Source organism: Nonomuraea sp. NPDC026600 (genome assembly GCF_040638335.1).
Lineage (GTDB): Bacteria > Actinomycetota > Actinomycetes > Streptosporangiales > Streptosporangiaceae > Nonomuraea.
The window spans coordinates 21976-40509 of record NZ_JBEZYD010000043.1 but is presented as its reverse complement, the minus strand read 5'-3'; the positions used below and the strand labels follow the sequence as shown (position 1 = coordinate 40509).

Genomic DNA, 18534 nt, shown 5'->3' with positions numbered 1-18534 from the left:
TCAGGCCGGTGGGATGTTGGCGTTGAGCCGGAACAGGTTGCCGGCATCCCACACGGCCTTCAGCGCCGCGAGCCGCCGGTAGTCGTCCGGGTCGTAGGCCAGGCGCACCTGGTCGGGCGCGGTGTTCTCGCCGTACAGGAAGTTCAGGCTGCGACCTTCGGTGGCCCACGGCGCCAGGGCCGCGCGGACCTGCTGGTGGAGCGGGCGCACCTCGCCGGGGTCGCCGCCCGGCGCGAGCCGGGAGAGGACGCCGACCTGGTATTCGGCGTCGCGGTTGACCACGGGCCCGAGGCCCGGCTTGGCCAGCGCGCCACCCAGGTGCCTGATCTCCAGGATCGCGCGCTCGTTCTCCAGCAGCGCGTCGACGGCCCGTGCGGGGAGCTCGCGCAGCAGCGAGTGGGTGGCGTAGTAGGCCATCGGCTCGGCCGGGTCGTTGTGGATGCTGCCCGATTCGGTGTAGGGCAGCTCCTTCACCGAGTCCACGAGCACGGGGCCGATCGCGCGCAGCGGCTCCAGCAGGCGCTCGCCCTCCTGCGCGCCGCCCGTGTACGCGATCCGCACGTGGGCGACGCGGCGTCCACGGAACACCTCGGGCACCTGCGGGGCGTCGGGGAACGGGATCACCGCGACGGACGAGCTCATCTCCTCGGGCAGCCCCTGTGTCCACTCGGCCCAGCCCCGCACCACGCCGGTGGCGAGATCGAAGAACAGGCCGCCCCCGTACAGACCGGTCACCGGGACCAGTCCGATCTCCAGCGCCGTGACCACCCCGAAGTTGCCCCGCCCGCCGAGCAGCGCCCAGAACAGGTCCGGCTCCGTCGCGGCCGTCAACTCCCTGAGCTCGCCGTCGGCGGTGACCACCTCGACGGCGCGTACCTGGTCGACGGCGTACCCGTAGCGGCGCGCCATGAGCCCCAGCCCGCCGCCGAGCGTGTACGACACGGCGCCGACGGACGGGGCCGAGCCGGACAGCGGGGCCAGCCCGTGGCGGGCCGCCTCCTCGATGACCCGCTCCCAGCGCACCCCGGCCTCGATCCGAGCCGTCGCCGCCTCGGGGTCGATCCGCACGCCGGTCATCCTGCGCGTGCTGATGAGCAGGCCGCCGTCGGCCGCGATCGGCATGCCGTGCCCGGTCGCCTGCACGGCCACGGGCAGCCCGTTCGCCGCCGCGTGGGCCACGGCCGCGCGCACGTCGGCGGCGTCCGTCACACCGACGATCACGTCCGGCCGGTGGCGGGCGAGTGCCTGGAAACCGGCGCGTTCGCCGTCATATCCCTCATCACCCGGTCGGAACACCGGGCCCTTCACCATGTCCATCGGTATAGCCTGCGCTCGACTCATCTAGAAGTCAAAGAGATGGATTATCTGGCTGCTAGCATGTTTGCTTATGGAGCTTCGGCAGCTTGAATACTTCGTGGCCGTGACCGAGGAGTCCGGCTTCACCCGGGCCGCGGCCCGGCTCCATGTGGCGCAGCCCGGGGTGAGCGCGCAGATCCGGCAGTTGGAGCGGGAGCTGGGCCAGCCGCTGTTCGACCGCTCCGCGCGGCAGGTGCGCCTCACCGAGGTCGGGGAGGCCGTGCTGCCCTACGCGCGGGCCGCGCTCGCGGCGGTCGCCGCCACCCGGCTGGTCGTCGACGAGATCACCGGGCTGCTGCGCGGGCAGGTCGTGATGGGCGCGGTCTCCGCGCCCTCTGTGCTCGACCTGCCCGGGCTGCTGGCCGAGTTCCACGAGCGGCATCCGGCCGTGGAGATCTCGCTCCGGGAGACCGACCCCGAGAGCCTGATCGAGGCGGTGCGGGCGGGACGGATGGACCTCGGGCTCATGGGCATCGGATCGAGCGTGCCGGCGGGGCTCGACGCGCAGGTGGTGGTCGACCAGGCGCTGGTGGCCGCCGTCGGCCTCGGCCACGACCTGGTGGGGGAGCCCGCCATCACGCTGTCCGAGCTGGCGGACCGGGCGCTGGTCTGCCTGCCGCACGGCACCGGGCTGCGGGCCGCCCTTGACGAGGCGTGCGCCGCCGCCGGGTTCACGGCACACGTCGCCTTCGAGGCCAGCGAGCCGTACGTGCTGGGGCAACTCGCCGCCAAGGGGCTCGGCCTGGCCGTGCTGCCCGAGTCGGCGGTCGGCGCCGCGCGGGACGAGTTGCACGTACTGGAGATCATCGAGCCGGGCCTGCGCGGCCGGATGGCGCTCGTCTGGCGGTCCACGGGGTCGTCGGGGCCTGCGGCGCGGGCGTTCATCGACCACGCCCGCCGCCGGCTGCCCGACTTCGGCTGAGCGCGGGGCGCGGCCGCGTGGTCGGTTCGGCGGGCGCGGGCGCGGGCGCGGGTGCGGGTCGGTGGGTGCGGGTCAGTTCGAGTAGCCCCGGGGGCGGACCGGTGGGTGTGCGGCCGAGAGTTGGGCGGCCAGGCCGAGCAGTTGTGGTTCGCCGCCGGGTGGGGCGATGAGCTGGACGCCGATCGGCAGGCCGCTGGAGTGCGTGGCGATGGGGACGGTGAGCGCGGGCCAGCCGCACATGTTCCAGGCGCCCGTGGCGGGCGCGTACCTGATGTTGGCCAGCAGGTTGCGCGCGAAGCCGCGATCGCCCCAGCGGTCGGCCTTCGGCGGGATCGCGGCCAGCGTCGGCGTGATCAGCACGTCGGCGTCGCCGAACCACGTGTCGGCACCGTAGCCGTGCCAGCGGGCACGGCCCCGCTCGCCGTCCAGCCTGAGGGCCTGGAGCACGCGGCCCGCGCGGGCGAGCACGCGGGTGCGGCGTTCCAGGCGCCTGCGGTCGAGGCCGGCGGCCGCTCCCGACGCGCGGGTCAGCCAGGTGGCGATCGTGGCGGGGCCCAGCGCGGCCGGCAGGCGGCGGTCGTGCTCGACGACCGTGTGCCCGGCGACCCTGAGCGTCTCGGCCGCCGCGCGCACCGCGGCCTGGAACTCCCGGTCCATCGGCAGACCGACCGGCAGCGGCTGAGGGGCGTACGCCACACGCAGGTCGAAGGGCTCCGGGCTTTCGGGCGGCGGCTGGGCGGCCCACAGCTCGTCGTCGTCGGCCCAGACCGAGCGGGGCAGGGACGGCCGGGGCTCCACCCGCGTGCCGCCGCGCCACGCCTCGGCCAGGCCCGGGTCGGCGGCCAGGATGGAGAGCGTCAGCGCCAGGTCCGGCACGTTCCTGGCCAGCGGGCCGTTCTCGGTGAGGCCGCCCCAGTCGTCCGTCGGCGGAGGTACGAGCCCCGTGCCCGGCTTGATGGCGAACACCCCGCAACACGCGCCGGGGATGCGCAGCGAGCCCATCCCGTCGTTGCCCAGTGCCACCGGCACCATCCCGGCCGACACCGCCGCGGCGCTGCCCGCCGACGAGCCGCCGGCCGTACGGGCGAGGTTCCAGGGGTTGCGTACGATGCCGTAGGCGCTGTCACCGAAGGCGACCAGGCCCAGCTCGGGCAGGTTCGTCAGGCCGATGACCACCGCGCCGGCCGCGCGCAGCCGGCCGACCGTCTCGTGATCCTTGGGCGCGGGCGTGTCCGCCGTCGCGGCCGATCCGCCGCGAGTGGCCTCGCCCGCGACCTCCAGATTGTCCTTCACCGCCACGGGCACGCCGGCGAGCGGCAGCTGCGCGAGGTCGCGGCGCTGCTGCAGGGCCCGCGCCTCGTCCACCGCCCGCTCCCTGACCAGGCGGAACGCCCCGACTCCCGGATCGCGCTCGGCGATCTCGTGAAGATGCTCCTCGACGACGGCCGCGGCCGTCACCTCACCTTGACGTACGGCTGTCGCGATCTCGATGGCGGACCTGCCTGCCCACAACATGCTTAAAGTGTGCGGGTTTTCACTCTTTCTTGCGAGGTTCCCGGCCTGCCTGCTTCAGCGCGAGCCGCAACGCGTACTCGATCCGCGCGTCGACGCCCACTTGGCGATCGCGTCGTAGACGGGGCCGGGTCGAGACGCAGCAGGAGCTTCATAGGCTTGGGCGGCGTGAACGGACCATCTCTCGCCTCGGGCCAGCGTTCCCTGGATGCGGGCGGCGCAGGGGGCGCTCGCGTCTCGGGGGCTGTGGCAGGAGCTGTCGGGGGCCGCGGGGCTGGCGGCCTATCGCAGGCTGGGGCGGGACTTCGACGGGCCGGTGGTCTGCATCGCCACGTCCAGTGGGTTCAAGGATGTGGGGGTGGGGGTGGAGACGGTCGAGGTACTGACGAACCCGACGGTGGACGACGTGCTCAGGGCTTGACCCACACCCGGAGCGGGCCGATCGCCAGTGTCGGCTTTCCCTTCGACCAGGCACCCGACGCCTACCGCCACTACGCCTCGCCCTCTTCATTCAGCAAAGCTGATATTCCCTCTCGCAGTGCTGATATATCTTTGCCTCCGTCCCAGGTTACAAGGCGGAGGAAGGCGTGGAAATCTTGCGCATAGCCATGGGCTGCCTCGGTGAATCCGTTCTTGGCGACGATGAGAAATGTGGTCGGAAAAGGTGACATGCCGGCAACTCGTGAATGCCATGCGACGATCTTGCGAAGGTGATCCACCTCCATTTTGCGTGCCAGGGCCTTGACCTCCACCAGCACTATCTTTCGGGGGTTGGTGAACACGAAATCAACTTCGGCGGGTACGTCTGTGAACAGGCTGCTGCCACCAGTCGCGTACGCCTCCCCCAGATCGCTCATTCGCCTGAGCGCCGCGAGCACCTGACGCTCGTATTCAAGCGCCCCGTGCAGATATGCGTAGCCTTCATCCACGTGCTGGCCGGAGATTTTCACCGAGCCGAACTTGAGGCCCAGCGCGCCGCTTCTATTGGACTCGGCCAGAGCGCGAAGGTTTTGAACCGCTGGATCGTCGTCCCGGACCAAGGCAATCCGGCTTAGAGGGATGCTCAGCTCAAGCCTTATCAGCGCGTCTTGTATCAGTCGGTACGTCGTTGACCTGGCGGCAGCCGCGCGTGGCGGTGTTGCGATGACCAGGCGCCACTCGTCGGCGTCTGTCATATACGCCCACAGGGCGGAACTTATTGGGAAGTCCAGATCGTTCAGTTCCTGGATCAGGCGCGCTCCTTCTTTGATGTCTTGCTTCACCAGTGTTCTTTCACCCACCGGAGCACCCCATGTCCGCGTTGGCTGATTGCCTTGTAAAGATCTCTAGCCTCGGCCTCTGCCCAAATGCTATATCGACTTCCTTCATTCCAGTCTTTAGTGAGCGTCCAGTTCATGGCAAAAACCGAGTCTGAACGTTCTTGTTGTGTCAGTGGGCCTTTGAGATTGGCCAGGACGACCAGCTTCGTGAGGTCGTGGGTATGGCTGTCCTTGACCAATTGCAAATCCGGCATGCAATATTCGCGAAACTCTCGGGCTATGCACGCTTTTAGCCCACACTCAACGGCGTATCCCGCCAAATAATATGCTCCCGACCACTCTTCTTGATCAAGCAGGATGCGGGCCTCGCGGATGCGCATTCGCGTGATGGTGCGGAAGTCGGCTGCCGATGCCAGCGGTGCTCCTCAAGTAGATATTGCCGGTCGTGCAACATAATATTACCGTGATCCGCTTCCGCAGGCAGGTCACCAGGATAGCTCGATCCCGGGTGCATGTGGCCCTCGGGTCACATTTTGGGGCATCTCAGCCCATGCGGAGCTTTTGTTTAGTGGGCTAGGTCGTACAGGACGTTGATGAGTCCAGCGGCGCTGCTCATGGTGAGGCAGCCGAGAATCTCGGCGAGAATATCCGCCTCGCTCAGAGTGAGGTCGAGCCATGCGGGGCTCAGGGTCGAATGCGCGGGTCCGTATGTAATGCGGATTTTGGGGAGATTCCGCAAGATCCCATCGCGCTCGCTCTGCCAGCGAACCACGCTCATACGGTGCGTGAGGTCGGACAGGTCGAGCAGGGTGCCGACATGTTCGACGTCGGTGGATGCGGCAAGGTGATGGATGCGGCACCACGAGAGGCGGGCGCATGGCCCGGAAGGTACATTGTCGGTCATGATCTGTCTCCTGTGCCTGCAGGAAATGGGTCCAGGTCCCGCTGGGTGGTGACACACCTGGCGGGGCTGCTTAACCGAAACCGTGTATCGATACTCTGTTTCGTTAAAGGTAGCCCTTTCCGTTCCGCGAGCGCAACCGCCTTTCGATACCTTGTCGCGCATGGTGGATGACATGGATGACATGGATGCCTTGGATGCGCTGGTGGAGAGCACGCGTCGGTACCGTGAGACGGAGCGAGCTCATGAGCAAGCCCGAGGTGAACTGATCAGATGCATCGTGGCCGCGCTCAGAGCTGGCAAGCGTCCAACGGATGTCGCGGCGCGTTCTCCGTTCACGGACGCGTATGTGCGTCGAGTGGCACGAGAGAACGGGATCCCCGCTCGGCCTCGCAGTAAAGAGTGACGGTCACGTTCGGGCGTTCGACCGGGGTGGCATGGTGGATGTGCTCAGGGCTTGACCCACACCCGGAGCGGGCCGATTGGGGTGAAGCCGTGCCGGGATGCGGGGGCCGGGTCGGTCTCGTAGCCGACCAGCGGGGGGCCGGGGAACAGCTCGGCCGCCAGCGCCACCGTGCCCGACCAGGCGGCGTTCAGGTCGCAGCCGAGGGCGAACACGTTCGAGACACCTACGACACCGCCGCTCGCGTTGAGCGCGGAACCGCACACGATGTCGCCGCTGATCCGGCCCGCCAGCACGGTTACTTCGCGCAGCAACGACGGCCGGAACAGGTCGTTGTTATGCCCGGAGAAGCAGGCGCCTTCCCAGTCACGGAGCGTGCCCGGGTCGCGGACCACCTCCCAGTCGATGACGTCACCGGTCGCCGCGGTGGCGATGGCCTCGCCGGTCTTCACGGGGGCGGGGCGGTGGATCCACTCGGCCTCGAACAGCAGGTCCCACCCGGGCGGCCGGATCGCCGCGAAGCTGTCCTTGACGGAGGCGCTCTCCTTGCCCTCGACCCCGTCCAGCAGGTCGGTCCACGTCGCGTCCGGGGAGAGGGTGATGGCGTCGGGATAGTAGGGCGGGGTGACGCCGGGGTGGGTCCAGCTCAGCGCGCCGAAGGTGCCGGGCGATCCGTGCGAGCGGCATACCGCGTCACACCACTCGGCGTTGTTGCGCGCCGCCTCAAGTAGGCGATCATCGGTCATCTCGCACTCCGTCTCACCCGGCTCATCTCGGGTTTGCGCGGCGGGTGGGGGCCGCTGTCAGCGGGTCCTCCGGCCAGGGGTGTCTGGGGTAGCGTCCGCGTAGCTCCGCGCGGACCGCACGGTAGCCGTCGCGCCAGAACGACGCAAGGTCCGCGGTGACCGCCACCGGGCGGCCGGCGGGGGAGAGCAGGTGTACGAGCAGCGGTACGCCGGCGATCATCGGTGTCTCCGTCCAGCCGAACAGCTCCTGCAGCTTGACCGCCAGCACCGGCTGCCCGCCCGAATAGTCCACGCGGACGCGGGAGCCGGTCGGCACCGCGATGCGCTCGGGCGCCACCTCGTCCAGCCGGCGGTTCCACGGGATCAGCCGCTTCAGGGCGGTGGCCACGTCGATGCGCTCCAGGTCGGCGCGGCGGCGGGCGCGGGAGAGTTCCGGCTCCAGCCAGCGGTCGGCCAGGGCGGTCAGGTCGTCCATCGGGGGCCATGGGTCGCCGAGCTCGCGATGGCAGAACGCCAGGCGGTCCCTGAGTGCGGTGGCCTCCTTGGTCCAGGTCAGCACGTCTTCGGTGCGCAGGCCGTACAGGATGGCCGCACGCACGTCGGCGTTCTTGAGCGGGGCGGAGGAGAGTTCGATCGCGCCGAGCCGCTCGATCACGCGGGCGGACACGTCGCCGCGGCGGTCGCCCGGCGGGGTTCGCCACGCGATCTCCTCCTCGGTGGTGACCGGGAGTGCCAGCCTGGCGGTCTCCTCGTCGATCACCACGGCCTGGCGAATCCGCGCCGACGCCGACCCGGTTGGACGGTCCGCCACCGCCACGGCCAGCCACTTCGCCTCGCCGAGCCGCGAACCCTCGGCCAACTGGGCCTGAGTGCCGGACGCCATCAGGTAGCCGCCGCCACGCCGCCGCGCCACCCGCTCGGGGAACGCCAACGCCACCGCCAGCCCGGCCATCGCATCGTCGGTCATGTCTTGTTGGGCGCCTCGTGGGGGTGGCTCGTCCTGCGGTAGGTCGTGGGTGGTCGGGCGGGGGGCGCTTCGGGTGAGGCGGCGGACCTCCTGGCGCCAGCGGGCGGTGAAGCCGTCGCGGCCGTGGCGGGCCGAGCGCCAGATCTCCACGAGGTCGTCACCCGCCTCCCGTGGGAGCTGGTCGGACAGGAGCGCCACCACCTCGGCGGCGCGCGGTCCGAGGTCGAGGAGCGCTCTGGCCAGGCGCGGGTGTACGCCGACGAGCGCCATCCGCCGCCCCCGCTCGGTCACCAGCCACGTCACCCGATCGGCGCCGTCGTCCATCGCGTACGAGGGCGTGGGGGTGTCGGGGGCCGGTTCCAGGGCGCCCAGGGTGTGGAGGGTGCGGGTGGCGGCGGTCATCGCGGCGGGTGGGGGTGGGTCCAGGAGGGCGAGGCCGGAGGCGTCCGGGGTGCCCCAGCAGGCGGCCTGGAGGGCGAATCCCGTGAGGTCCGCCAGTGCGATCTCCGGCCGGGCGTGGTCGGCGAGGCGCTCGTGTTCCGCGGCTGTCCAGCATCGGTACACCGTGCCGGGGGCCTCTCGTCCCGCTCGTCCGGCGCGTTGGTCGGCTGAGGCCTTCGAGACTCGTACGGTGGTGAGCGAGCCGAGCCCCCGGGCGTGGTCGGTGCGCGGTTCCCTGGCCAGGCCGGAGTCCACTACCACCCGCACCCCGGGCACGGTCAGGCTCGACTCCGCCACCGATGTGGCCAGCACCACCCGGCGCGCCGATCCGGGCGACAGCACGGCGTCCTGGACCCGGGCCGGTGCCTGGCCGTGCACCTGAAGCACCTCGACGCCACCAGGCATCCCGCCGAGCATTGCCGCCACTCTGGCGATCTCGCCCGTGCCGGGGAGGAAGCACAGGATGTCGCCGTCCCGTTCCGCCAGTGCTCGCCGTACGACCTGGGCGACGTGAGAGAGCAGGGCGGGGTCGACGCGGAGGCCGTGTGGTGGGGCGGTCGGGCGTACCGGTGGGGTCCACACGATCTCTACGGGGTGGGTCGCGCCCGAGGCGCGGACGATCGGGGCGTTGCCGAGGAGGCGGGACCATGGGGCGGCGTCCGCGGTGGCCGAGGCGGCGAGGATGCGTAGGTCGGGGCGGAGTGTGTCCCGTACGTCGAGCAGGAAGGCGAGGGCGGTGTCGGCGTCGAGGTGGCGTTCGTGGCATTCGTCGAGCATCACCACGTCCACGCCGGGCAGCTCCTGGTCGCGCTGGAGCCGCTGGAGGAGTACGCCGGTGGTGACGACCTCCACCATGGGGTTCGCGCCGGTGTGCCGCTCGCCGCGGATGGTGTAGCTGACGCCCATCCGCTTGGCGGCGGCTCGTACGGCCAGTCGTCGCGGCTCCGCCACCAGCACGCGTAGCCCGGCCTCCGCCAGCGCGAGCGGTACGACGGTGGTCTTGCCCGTGCCGGGCGGAGAGGTCAGGACGGCCGCGCCGACCCGATCGAGCACGCCGAGCAGCTCGGGCAGCACATGCCGGATGGGCAGCCCATCAGCCGGGGAAACCGGCCGCCCGTCAAACGTGGGCCGCCGCTCAGACCGGGACATGGGCCGCCGACAGGATCGAGTCGAGCAGGCCGGGGAAGCGGGCGTCGAGGTCGGCGCGCCGCAGGCTGATGTACTTCAGCCGCCCCTCCTGCTTCGACATGATCACCCCGGCCTCGCGCAGCGCCCGGTAGTGGTGCGAGGCGGTCGACTTGTGGACGCCGAGGGCGTCGCCCGCGCTGGTGCACGTCATCTCGCCGTGGACGGCGAGACGGATGACGATCTCCATGCGTACGGGATCGGACAGCGCGCGCAACACCTCGGTGAGCTGGATGTCCTCGGTGGCCGGGTGTGGGAGCAGGCGCATGGTCCGACCTTACCTCCGTCTTATTGTTTGACAACAATCCAACTATGCGTCAGTTTGATGGACATCCAACTAAAGGAGATCCAGTGAGCAGTCGGCTCTACCCCCTCGCGCTCGGGAACTTCGCCGTCGGCACCGGTATGTTCGTCACCGCCGGGCTGCTGTCGCCCATCTCCCGTGACCTGAACATCTCGCCGTCGGCGGCCGGTCAGTTGATGACCGTGTTCGCGCTGGCCTACGCGCTGCTCTCGCCGCCGCTCGCCGCTCTGACCGCCCGGCTGTCGCGCAGGCGGGTGCTGCTGATCGCGCTGGGCGTGTTCGTGCTGGGCAACACGTTGACCGCGCTGGCGCCCACGTACCCGCTGGTGATGGCCACCCGCGTGGTCGCCGCGGCCGGTGCGGCGATGTTCACGCCGACCGCCTCCGGCGTCGCCACCGCGCTGACCTCGCCGGAACGCCGGGGCCGCGCGCTCGCGCTGGTGATGGGCGGTCTGACCGTCTCCTCGGCGATCGGGGTGCCGCTGGGCACCTGGCTCGGCTCCGCGTCGAGCTGGCGGGCGACGATCTGGCTGGTGGTCGGGCTCGGCGTGGTCGGGTTCGCCGGGGTGGCCGCCGTGGTGCCCGACGTCATGATCGAAACGACGCGGCGGCTGGCCGATCGGTTCGCCCCGCTGGCCGACCGGCGTGTGGTGGCGGTGCTGACGACGCAGTTGCTGATGTTCGCCGCCGCGTTCACCGCCTACACCTACATCGGCTCGCTGTTCGACCTGCCGCTGCCCGCCGTGCTGTGGGCGTGGGGGATCGGCGGGATCGTGGGTAACCAGCTCGGCGGGCGGTTCACCGACGCGTACGGGCCGCGGCGGATGGTGCTGATCGGCATCGCCGCCTCGACGGTGTTCATGGCGCTCATCCCGGTCGCGAACCTCGCCCTGCCCGTCGCCCTGGTGTGGGCGTTCTGCTGGGGCGCGCTCGGCTGGCTGGTCGGGCCGGCGCAGCAGTACAGGACCGTCGCGGCCGTGCCGCACAACGTGCCGATCGGTCTCGGGCTGCTGTCGTCGGCCCAGTACGTCGGGCTGTTCGTGGCGGGCATCGCCGGCGGCCTGGCACTCGACGGGTACGGCCGGACGGGCGTGGTCGTGCTGGCCACCGGGCTCGGGCTGGTGGCGCTGCTGTTCACGCTGGTGACCTATCGGCCGGAGCCGGCCGGCTCGGCGAGCTCGTCGAACTCGCCGAGCGAGAGCGCGTCCCAGCGTGCCGATGACGGTCCGAGGGTCAGCCCTGGGCGGGAATCCAGCCGATCGTGACCGCGAGGATCACGAACAGGCCCAGCAGGATGCGGTAGATCACGAAGGCGGTGAAGCGGTGGCTGCCGATGTATTTCAGGAACCAGGCCACCGCGGCGTAGCCGACGAAGAACGAGATGACCGTCGCCACGATGGTCGGGCCCCAGGCGGGGGCCTGCCCATTGCCGATCTGGGCGACCTCCAGCAGGCCGGACGACAGGACCGCGGGGATGGCCAGCAGGAAGGAGTATTTGGCGGCGTCCTCGCGCCGGTAGTCGAGCAGCAGGCCCGCCGTGATCGTGCCACCGGAGCGGGAGACGCCGGGGATCAGCGCCAGCGCCTGCGCGAAGCCGTACACGATGGCGTGCGTGAAGCTCAGGTGCTTCTCCAGCGTGAGCTTGTTGCGGGCGGTGTGGTCGGCGAACCAGAGGATGAGGGCGAAGACGATCAGCGTGGTGCCCACCAGGCGCAGGTCACGGAAGACCGTCTCGATCTGGTCCTTGAACACGATGCCCAGGACGCCGATGGGCAGGGAGCCGACGATCACGTACCAGCCCATGCGGGCCGCGTAGTGACTGCGCAGGGCCGGTGTCCACAGGGAGCGGGTCCAGGTGGAGATGATCTCCCAGATCTCTTTCCTGAAGTAGATCAGCACGGCGGTCTCGGTGCCGAGCTGGATCACCGCCGTGAACGCGGCGCCGGGATCCGGCCAGCCGAAGAACGCGGAGACCACCCGGATATGGGCGCTGGAAGAGATCGGCAGGAACTCTGTGAGGCCCTGTATGAGCCCCAGCACCACTGCTTCGAGCCAGCCGATCACGACTTCACCTTTCCTGCGCCCGCGTAAGTGACGAGGCGAGGCTAGCGGATCCGCGGGCCGAGCAGTTGCTCGCGAAGGGCGGTCAATTGGTGGGAGTGCTCGACGGAGCGGGTCTCGTCGACCGAGTCGAGCGCCAGCAGCAGCGCGTCGGCCACGATGATGCCGGTCAGGGGCTCGGCGCTGATGCCGGTGGGGGTGTGGGGGGCGGCCAGCACGGCGTCGACCCGGTCGGCGAAGCTGCCCAGGTCGTCCGAGATGAGGATCACGCCGGCGCCCACCGCGTGCGCCCGGTCGATCAGGACCGTGAGCTCCCTGAGCTTGCGGGCGGGCTGGAAGATGACGACGGCCTCGCCGTGCTGGAGCGAGAGCAGGTCGTCGGCCAGCGCGAAGCCGGTGGCGGAGACCGCGCGGGCGCGGTGGCCGCGGCGGCCCAGCTTGAGCGCGAAGTAGCGCGCCGACGGCTCGGAGGCGCCCGCGCCGTAGACGAGCACCGAGCTCGCGTGGGCCATCACCTCGATCGCGCGCTGGAACGCCTCGGCGTCATAGAGCCGCCGGCAGTGGTCGACGCGCTCGCGGGCCTCGTCGAAGACCCTGGTCCAGATCGCCGACAGGTCGTGGCCCACATGGCTGATGCGCTGCCGCAGGCGTACGTCGGGCGCGACCGCCGAGGTGAACTCGCCGGCCAGCGCCCGCTTGAGCCCCGGCAGCCCGCCGAACCCGAGCCGCTGCATGGTGCGGATCACGGTGGCGTTGCTCGTGCCGGAGGCCGTGCCCAGCTCCTGCGCGCTGGAGAAGAGGATCTGCTCGGGCGCGGCGGAGATCAGGAACTGGCACACGGCTCGCTCGGCGGGCGACAGCTCGTCCCAGAGCTGCTTGACCGCGCTCCTGAGCTGCTCGATCGGACTGTGTGAATTTTCCATTACGACTCTTGACTCCCGTGTAGCGCCCATTACTCTTTCCTGGAAACGACCGCTACAGACTCGTTGCCTCACTGAAATGAACGTTACAGGCATCGGCCGGTCCAAGGAGAACCATTGAGCCTCACTTCCCTGCCCGTCGTCGAGATCGCCGGTGGTCCGCGCGAACGCGGCCGCCAGTACGGCGAGCAGGCCCGCGAACGGATCCACCGCGCGCTGGCCTACTACGCCGAGGCGTTCGGCCACTCCAGCGGCCTGGTCTGGGAGCAGGTGACGCAGCGGGCGGCGCGCTGGGTGGAGCCGAGCAAGGCGTTCGCCCCCGACCTGGTCGAGGAGATGGAGGGCGTCGCCGAGGGCGCCGGCATCGGCTTCCTCGACGTCGTCGCGCTGAACGCCCGCGGGGAGATCATCTACGACACCACGTTCAACTCCATGGAGCCCGACGGGTGCACCTCCTTCGCCCTGCTGGAGCAGGCGTCCGGCGACGGCCACGTCTACGCGGGCCAGAACTGGGACTGGCGCGACGGCGTGTCCGACACGCTCATGGTGCTCAGGGTGGTCCAGCCGGGGAAGCCCACGGTGATCATGCACGTCGAGGCGGGTCAGGTCGGGCGGCAGGGGGCCAACTCGGCGGGCATCGCGCTCAACGCCAACGGGCTCGGCGGGCGCTTCGACGACGCGATCGGCGTGCCGCAGACGCTGATCAGGCGCCGGGTCCTCGACAGCGCCGACCTCAACTCGGCGCTGGAGGCGCTGACCAAGTCGCGGGCCCACATCGCCAGCAACGCGCTGATCACCCATCGCGACGGCTTCGCGATCGACCTGGAGACCACGCCGGGCCCGGTCGGCTGGATGTATCCCACCGACGGGCTGCTCGTGCACGGCAACCACTACCAGGCGTTCATGCCGCCCCAGCTCGCCGCCGTCTACCGCCCCGGCTCGGCCGACTCGCTGTTCCGGGTGCCGCGCGCGGAGAGCGGGCTGCGGGCCGTACGACACGCCTCCGGCAGTGACGAGGCCCGCAAGCTGATCAGGCACGCCATGTCCGACCACCTCGGTTACCCCGAGTCGCTCTGCACCCACCCGGACGAGACCCGGCCCCCCGTGAACCGGTGGGCCACCCTGCTGTCGAGCTGCGTCGACCTCACCACGGGCGACTACTTCATCGCGGCCGGCACGCCCTGCGACCACGAGTACGAACTCGTGCCCTGGAACCTCTACGACGGACCGCACGGAGAAGAGACGTTGTGAAGAAGACACTCGCCCTGGTCGGGCTGATCGGGCTCACCGCCGCGTGCGGCGGCCCGGCCGCCACCACCAAGGCGCCCGACCCGGCCAAGCTCACCCTGGTCAACCAGACGGCCAAGGCGACGGGCGCCCTCGACTCGGCCACCTGGCTGCTCGACGAGGAGCCCGGCACGCTGGACATGGACATCGACGGCAACACCAACAACCGCACGGTCATGGCCAACGTCTGCGAGCGGCTCATGCAGACGCAGCCCGACATGACGGTCAAGCCGTGGCTGGCCGAGAAGGTCGAGCAGCCCGACCCGAAGACCATGGTGCTGACCCTGCGCAAGGACGCCACCTTCCACGACGGCTCGCCGGTCACCGCCGACGACGTCGTGTGGAGCCTGAAGCGGCACGCGGGCGAGGGCATGGACGAGTCCGACGAGTTCGAGGACGTCGACTCGATCACCAAGTCCGGCGAGGGCAAGGTCACGATCGCGTTCAAGAAGCCGAACGCGCTGTTCGTCCAGGCCATGGCGGGCGGCGGCGGCATCGTCCTGAACCAGAAGATCGTCGACAAGCTCGGCAAGGAGTACGGCACGCCGGGCCACGAGGACGCCTGCAGCGGTCCGTACCAGGTGAAGGACTGGAAGTCGGGCACCGAGCTGTCCATCGAGCGCTATGCCGCTTATTGGAACAAGGACGTCAAGCCGCTCACCAAGACGGTGACCTTCAAGTGGGCCGCCGACACCGCGCTGGTCAACAGCCTGACGACCGGTGCGGCCGACGGCGCGTACCTCTCCGAGACCGGCCCGGCGGTCGCGATGCAGGGCAACCAGGCGGTCAGCGTCGCCTACGGGCCCACCACGCGGGTGTACGTGCTGCTGCCCACCGACCGCGGCGTGCTGAAGGACCCGAAGATCCGCCGGGCGCTGTCGCTGGCGGTGGACCGGGCGGGCATCGCCAAGTCCGGGTTCGCCGGGCTGGCCAGGCCGTGGAAGGTGCCGGTGGGCGCGGGTGCCTGGTCGTACGAGAAGCAGGCGTTCCAGACCGCGTATGACCAACTGCCCGGCGCGCCCGAGACGCCGTCGCTCGACGAGGCCAAGAAGCTCGTCCAGGAGGCCGGCACGCCCAAGGAGCCGATCGTGGTGGCCACCAACGGGGACGAGGCCCGTACGGTGATCGCCAACGCGGTGGTCGACGCGGCCAAGAAGATCGGGCTCACCGCGCAGATCAAGACCGTGCCGCCGTCGGAGTTCGGCAGCTTCTACACCGACAAGTCGCTGCGCGCCCAGGTCGACCTGGTGCCCGACGACTGGTACATCACCAAGTCCGACCCGATCGGCTTCTACGACAACGGGCTGACGGGTTCGGCCAACAACTGGGTCGGCTTCAGCTCGCCCGAGTACGACGCGCTCGTCGCGAAGGCGCTGGCCGACACCGACGACGCCCAGCGCGCCAAGGACGTCATCGAGCTGCAGCAGCGGTTCACCGCCGACATGGTGTGGATCTCGCTGGTCGAGGTGCCGTCCGCGGTCGTGCTCGGCGGCAAGGTGACCGGGCCGCCCGCCTCCCAGGTCTACATGGGCTACCCGTGGGCCGCCGACCTCGGGGCCAAGGGCTGACCATGGTCCGCAAGCTGGCGGGCCTGCTCGCGACGCTGCTGGTCACCTCGTTCGTCATCTTCGGAGCGTCGTACGCGGCGCCCGGTGACCCGGTGACGTTCCTGGCGGGCGGCAAGGAGAACCTGACGCCCGAGTACCTGGCGGCCGTCCGGGCGCAGTACCACCTGGACGACCCGTTCCTCGTCCAGTTCGGGCGCTGGCTCGGCGACGCCGTGACCGGTGACCTGGGGCGGTCGACCCAGTACAACGACCAGGTGGGCGACCTGCTGGCGGCGCGGCTGCCGAGCACGCTCGGGCTGGTCGCCTACGCGGCGGTGCTGTTCGTGGTGTTCGGCATCGCGCTGGGCGTGCTGGCGGCGGTACGCGGCGGGCGGACCGACGCGGCGGTGGTGGCGGGCACGACGTTCGCCACCTCCGTGCCGCCGTTCGTGGTGGCCACCATGCTGATCTCGCTGTTCGGCGTCCGGCTCGGCTGGTTCCCGGTCATGGGCGGCGGCTCGCTCTGGCACCTGACGCTGCCCGCCGTGACGCTGGCGCTCGGCGCGCTCGCGATCATCAGCCGGGTCACCAGGCAGGCCATGATCGAGCAGCGCGAGCTCGACCACGTGACCGTCGCCCGCGCCTCCGGGCTGGCCGAGCGGCTGATCGTGGTCAGGCACGTGTTCCGCGGCGCGCTCGGCCCGATCGTGACCATGTGCGGGCTGGTGACGGCCGGCATGCTCGCCGGCACGGTGACCGTGGAGACCGCGTTCGGCCTCAGCGGCATCGGCTCGCTGCTGGTCAACGCGATCAACACGCACGACTTCCCCGTGACGCAGGCGGTGCTGCTGCTCATGGTCACCGCCTACATCCTGGTGACCACGCTGGTGGAGCTGGTCCAGCCGCTGATCGACCCCCGAGCAAGGAGGCGGGCATGACCGCTGTAGCCACGCTTTCTCCGCGGCCGGTCCGGCCGCTCGGCTACCTGCTCGCCTCCGCCTTCCTCGCCCTGGTCGTGGTCGCGGCGGTGTGCGCGCCGCTGGTCACGCCGTACGAGCCGGACGCGGTCGACTTCGCCGCCTCGCTCGCGCCGGTCTCGCCCGAGCACCTGCTCGGCGCCGACCAGTCGGGCCGCGACCTGCTCACCCGGATCCTGTACGGGGCCAGGACCTCGCTGGTCGGGCCGCTCCTGCTGCTGGCCATCGCCTCGGCCCTCGGCGTCGCCCTGGGCACGCTGGCGGCCTGGCACCGGGGCTGGGTCGACGCCGTGGTGTCCAGGGTGACCGACGTGATGTACGCCTTCCCCGGGCTGCTGTTCGTGGTGCTGATCGTGGCGGTCTTCGGCAACGGCATGACCACGGCGGTCATCGCGCTGGGCCTGGCCTACGCGCCGACGATCGCCAAGTACACCAGGAGCGTCGCGCTGGCCGAGTGCGGCAAGCCGTACATCGACGCCTATCGGGTGCAGGGCATGGGCGGGCTGGCCATCTGCGTGCGCCACCTGGTGCCGAACATGGCCCGCTCGATCGTCGGCTACCTCGTGGTGCTGTTCGGCGAGGGGCTGATGAGCCTGGCCACGCTGAGCTTCCTGGGGTTCGGCGCGCAGCCGCCGTCGTCCGACTGGGGCCTCATGGTCAAGGAGGGGCAGCCGGCGATCGTCCAGGGCGCGTTCCTGCCCGTGCTGGTGCCCGGTGCGGCCATCGCCCTGGTGGTCGTGTCGTTCAACGTGATCGGCGTACGGCTCGCCGACCGCATGGGCGTGAGGGGAATCTGATGCTGCTCTCCGTGGAGGACCTCACGATCGAGGCGGGCGGCCGGCGGCCGATCCTGCGCGAGGTGTCGCTGAGCGTCGGCAAGGGCGAGGTCGTCGGCCTGGTCGGCGAGTCCGGCTCGGGCAAGTCCACGATCGCCCGCGCGGTGCTGCGCCTGCTGCCGCAGGGGGCGACGGTATCGGGACGGGTGCTGGTCTCGGGTGCCGACGTGCTCTCGATGAACCCGGCCGCGCTCAGAGACCTGCGTGCCTCGCAGGTGTCGATGATCTATCAGGATCCGCGCTCGTCGCTCAATCCGGTACGCCGGATCGGCGACTTCCTCACCGAACGCATGGTGCACACGCTGGGCCGGCCCAAGGCCGAGGCGCGGGCACGGGCGCTGGAGCTGCTGGCCGCCGTCGGCATGCGCGACCCCGAGCTGTGCCTGCGGCAGTACCCGCACGAGCTGTCCGGCGGCATGCTCCAGCGCGTGGTCATCGCCGCCGCGCTGGCCGCCGATCCGGCGCTGCTCCTGGCCGACGAGGCGACCAGCGCGCTCGACGTCACCACCCAGGCCGAGACGCTCGCCCTGCTGCGCCGCATCCAGGCCGAACGGGAGCTCGGCATGCTGTTCATCACGCACGACCTGCACCTGGCCGCCGCCTACTGCGACCGGGTGCACGTGCTGTACGCGGGGACGGTGGTGGAGTCCCGGCCGGCCAAGGAGCTGTTCGCGGACCCGCGGCATCCGTACACGGCCGGGCTGCTCGCCTGCACGCCCGAGCTCGGCGACCCGCGCCCGATCCGCCCCATTCCCGGCCGGCCGCCGTCGCTCGACGACGCGTTCACCGGGTGCCCGTTCGCGCCGCGCTGCCCGCACGCGAGCGCCGAGTGCGAAACCTGGCAGCCGAGCCCCCTGACCGTCGCGGGCGGCTCGGCCGCCTGCCGCCTCGTGGAGGCCTGATGCTCGCC

At 70.5% G+C, this 18534-nt stretch carries 18 protein-coding genes; 8 read left to right on the top strand and 10 right to left on the bottom strand.

Annotated features, from left to right (window positions below; genetic code table 11):
• On the bottom strand, positions 1-1317 hold the full coding sequence (locus AB0F17_RS55115) for an FAD-binding oxidoreductase (protein WP_358041726.1): 1317 nt from the start codon (positions 1315-1317) through the stop codon (positions 1-3).
• 70 nt (positions 1318-1387) lie between these two features.
• Between AB0F17_RS55115 and AB0F17_RS55110 the strand changes: the two genes are divergently transcribed.
• Positions 1388-2278, top strand: a complete 891-nt coding sequence (locus tag AB0F17_RS55110) for a LysR family transcriptional regulator (protein WP_358041723.1) — start codon at positions 1388-1390, stop codon at positions 2276-2278.
• Between the two features lie 72 nt (positions 2279-2350).
• On the opposite strand, the gene AB0F17_RS55105 is transcribed toward AB0F17_RS55110, so the two are convergent.
• Positions 2351-3793, bottom strand: a complete 1443-nt coding sequence (locus tag AB0F17_RS55105; protein ID WP_358041721.1) for an amidase — start codon at positions 3791-3793, stop codon at positions 2351-2353.
• 205 nt (positions 3794-3998) lie between these two features.
• Here AB0F17_RS55105 and AB0F17_RS55100 point away from each other — a divergent pair, with 205 nt between their 5' ends.
• Entirely contained in the window at positions 3999-4211 is a 213-nt protein-coding gene (locus AB0F17_RS55100; RefSeq protein WP_358041718.1) for a hypothetical protein, read from the top strand.
• A 70-nt stretch (positions 4212-4281) separates the two neighbouring features.
• Here the strand turns inward: AB0F17_RS55100 and AB0F17_RS55095 are convergent, their stop codons facing one another.
• From AB0F17_RS55095 to AB0F17_RS55070, 6 genes are all read right to left on the bottom strand, one after another.
• The gene (locus AB0F17_RS55095; RefSeq protein WP_358041715.1) at positions 4282-5052 is read right to left on the bottom strand and encodes a hypothetical protein; all 771 of its coding nucleotides are present in this window, start codon (positions 5050-5052) and stop codon (positions 4282-4284) included.
• Complete coding sequence (locus AB0F17_RS55090; RefSeq protein ID WP_358041712.1) at positions 5049-5429, bottom strand: hypothetical protein; 381 nt, start codon at positions 5427-5429, stop codon at positions 5049-5051. The genes AB0F17_RS55095 and AB0F17_RS55090 overlap by 4 nt, the downstream gene beginning before the upstream one ends.
• 185 nt (positions 5430-5614) lie before the next feature.
• The gene (locus AB0F17_RS55085) at positions 5615-5953 is read right to left on the bottom strand and encodes a hypothetical protein (protein ID WP_358041709.1); all 339 of its coding nucleotides are present in this window, start codon (positions 5951-5953) and stop codon (positions 5615-5617) included.
• Between the two features lie 447 nt (positions 5954-6400).
• A complete protein-coding gene (locus tag AB0F17_RS55080; protein WP_358041706.1) occupies positions 6401-7099 on the bottom strand; it encodes a hypothetical protein in 699 nt (232 codons plus the stop codon).
• 22 nt (positions 7100-7121) lie between these two features.
• Positions 7122-9656 carry an ATP-dependent helicase HrpB gene (gene hrpB, locus AB0F17_RS55075; protein WP_358041703.1) on the bottom strand — a complete coding sequence of 845 codons (2535 nt, stop codon included), beginning with the start codon at positions 9654-9656 and terminating at the stop codon, positions 7122-7124.
• Positions 9643-9960, bottom strand: a complete 318-nt coding sequence (locus AB0F17_RS55070) for a helix-turn-helix transcriptional regulator (protein WP_358041700.1) — start codon at positions 9958-9960, stop codon at positions 9643-9645. The genes hrpB and AB0F17_RS55070 overlap by 14 nt, the downstream gene beginning before the upstream one ends.
• Before the next feature lie 83 nt (positions 9961-10043).
• Between AB0F17_RS55070 and AB0F17_RS55065 the strand changes: the two genes are divergently transcribed.
• Positions 10044-11261, top strand: coding sequence for an MFS transporter (locus AB0F17_RS55065; protein WP_358041698.1), 1218 nt, complete (start codon positions 10044-10046; stop codon positions 11259-11261).
• Here AB0F17_RS55065 and AB0F17_RS55060 read toward each other — a convergent pair.
• Both AB0F17_RS55060 and AB0F17_RS55055 read right to left on the bottom strand, forming a co-directional pair.
• A complete protein-coding gene (locus AB0F17_RS55060; RefSeq protein WP_358041695.1) occupies positions 11230-12060 on the bottom strand; it encodes an undecaprenyl-diphosphate phosphatase in 831 nt (276 codons plus the stop codon). The genes AB0F17_RS55065 and AB0F17_RS55060 overlap by 32 nt on opposite strands.
• Positions 12061-12101: 41 nt before the next feature.
• Entirely contained in the window at positions 12102-12980 is an 879-nt protein-coding gene (locus AB0F17_RS55055) for a MurR/RpiR family transcriptional regulator (protein ID WP_358041692.1), read from the bottom strand.
• Between the two features lie 114 nt (positions 12981-13094).
• Between AB0F17_RS55055 and AB0F17_RS55050 the strand changes: the two genes are divergently transcribed.
• From AB0F17_RS55050 to AB0F17_RS55030, 5 genes are read left to right on the top strand one after another with little or no spacing between them, the layout of a single operon-like run.
• Complete coding sequence (locus AB0F17_RS55050; RefSeq protein ID WP_358041690.1) at positions 13095-14228, top strand: C45 family peptidase; 1134 nt, start codon at positions 13095-13097, stop codon at positions 14226-14228.
• On the top strand, positions 14225-15832 hold the full coding sequence (locus AB0F17_RS55045; protein WP_358041687.1) for an ABC transporter substrate-binding protein: 1608 nt from the start codon (positions 14225-14227) through the stop codon (positions 15830-15832). The genes AB0F17_RS55050 and AB0F17_RS55045 overlap by 4 nt, the downstream gene beginning before the upstream one ends.
• A gap of 2 nt (positions 15833-15834) precedes the next feature.
• Positions 15835-16749, top strand: a complete 915-nt coding sequence (locus tag AB0F17_RS55040) for an ABC transporter permease (protein ID WP_358041684.1) — start codon at positions 15835-15837, stop codon at positions 16747-16749.
• Complete coding sequence (locus tag AB0F17_RS55035) at positions 16746-17585, top strand: ABC transporter permease (protein WP_358041681.1); 840 nt, start codon at positions 16746-16748, stop codon at positions 17583-17585. The genes AB0F17_RS55040 and AB0F17_RS55035 overlap by 4 nt, the downstream gene beginning before the upstream one ends.
• Entirely contained in the window at positions 17585-18526 is a 942-nt protein-coding gene (locus tag AB0F17_RS55030; RefSeq protein WP_358041679.1) for an ABC transporter ATP-binding protein, read from the top strand. Before AB0F17_RS55035 ends, AB0F17_RS55030 begins: the two co-directional genes overlap by 1 nt.
• The last annotated feature ends 8 nt before the right edge of the window (positions 18527-18534 follow it).

Bases quoted from the DNA above. Each gene is read 5' to 3' on its own strand.
- AB0F17_RS55115 (WP_358041726.1), bottom strand. From the start codon at position 1,317: ATGGACATGGTGAAGGGCCCGGTGTTCCGACCGGGTGATGAGGGATAT.
- AB0F17_RS55085 (WP_358041709.1), bottom strand. From the start codon at position 5,953: ATGACCGACAATGTACCTTCCGGGCCATGCGCCCGCCTCTCGTGGTGC.
- AB0F17_RS55070 (WP_358041700.1), bottom strand. From the start codon at position 9,960: ATGCGCCTGCTCCCACACCCGGCCACCGAGGACATCCAGCTCACCGAG.
- AB0F17_RS55080 (WP_358041706.1), bottom strand. From the start codon at position 7,099: ATGACCGATGATCGCCTACTTGAGGCGGCGCGCAACAACGCCGAGTGG.
- AB0F17_RS55105 (WP_358041721.1), bottom strand. From the start codon at position 3,793: ATGTTGTGGGCAGGCAGGTCCGCCATCGAGATCGCGACAGCCGTACGT.
- AB0F17_RS55030 (WP_358041679.1), top strand. From the start codon at position 17,585: ATGCTGCTCTCCGTGGAGGACCTCACGATCGAGGCGGGCGGCCGGCGG.
- AB0F17_RS55100 (WP_358041718.1), top strand. From the start codon at position 3,999: ATGCGGGCGGCGCAGGGGGCGCTCGCGTCTCGGGGGCTGTGGCAGGAG.
- AB0F17_RS55110 (WP_358041723.1), top strand. From the start codon at position 1,388: ATGGAGCTTCGGCAGCTTGAATACTTCGTGGCCGTGACCGAGGAGTCC.
- AB0F17_RS55035 (WP_358041681.1), top strand. From the start codon at position 16,746: ATGACCGCTGTAGCCACGCTTTCTCCGCGGCCGGTCCGGCCGCTCGGC.
- AB0F17_RS55090 (WP_358041712.1), bottom strand. From the start codon at position 5,429: ATGCGCATCCGCGAGGCCCGCATCCTGCTTGATCAAGAAGAGTGGTCG.
- hrpB (WP_358041703.1), bottom strand. From the start codon at position 9,656: ATGTCCCGGTCTGAGCGGCGGCCCACGTTTGACGGGCGGCCGGTTTCC.
- AB0F17_RS55055 (WP_358041692.1), bottom strand. From the start codon at position 12,980: ATGGAAAATTCACACAGTCCGATCGAGCAGCTCAGGAGCGCGGTCAAG.
- AB0F17_RS55040 (WP_358041684.1), top strand. From the start codon at position 15,835: ATGGTCCGCAAGCTGGCGGGCCTGCTCGCGACGCTGCTGGTCACCTCG.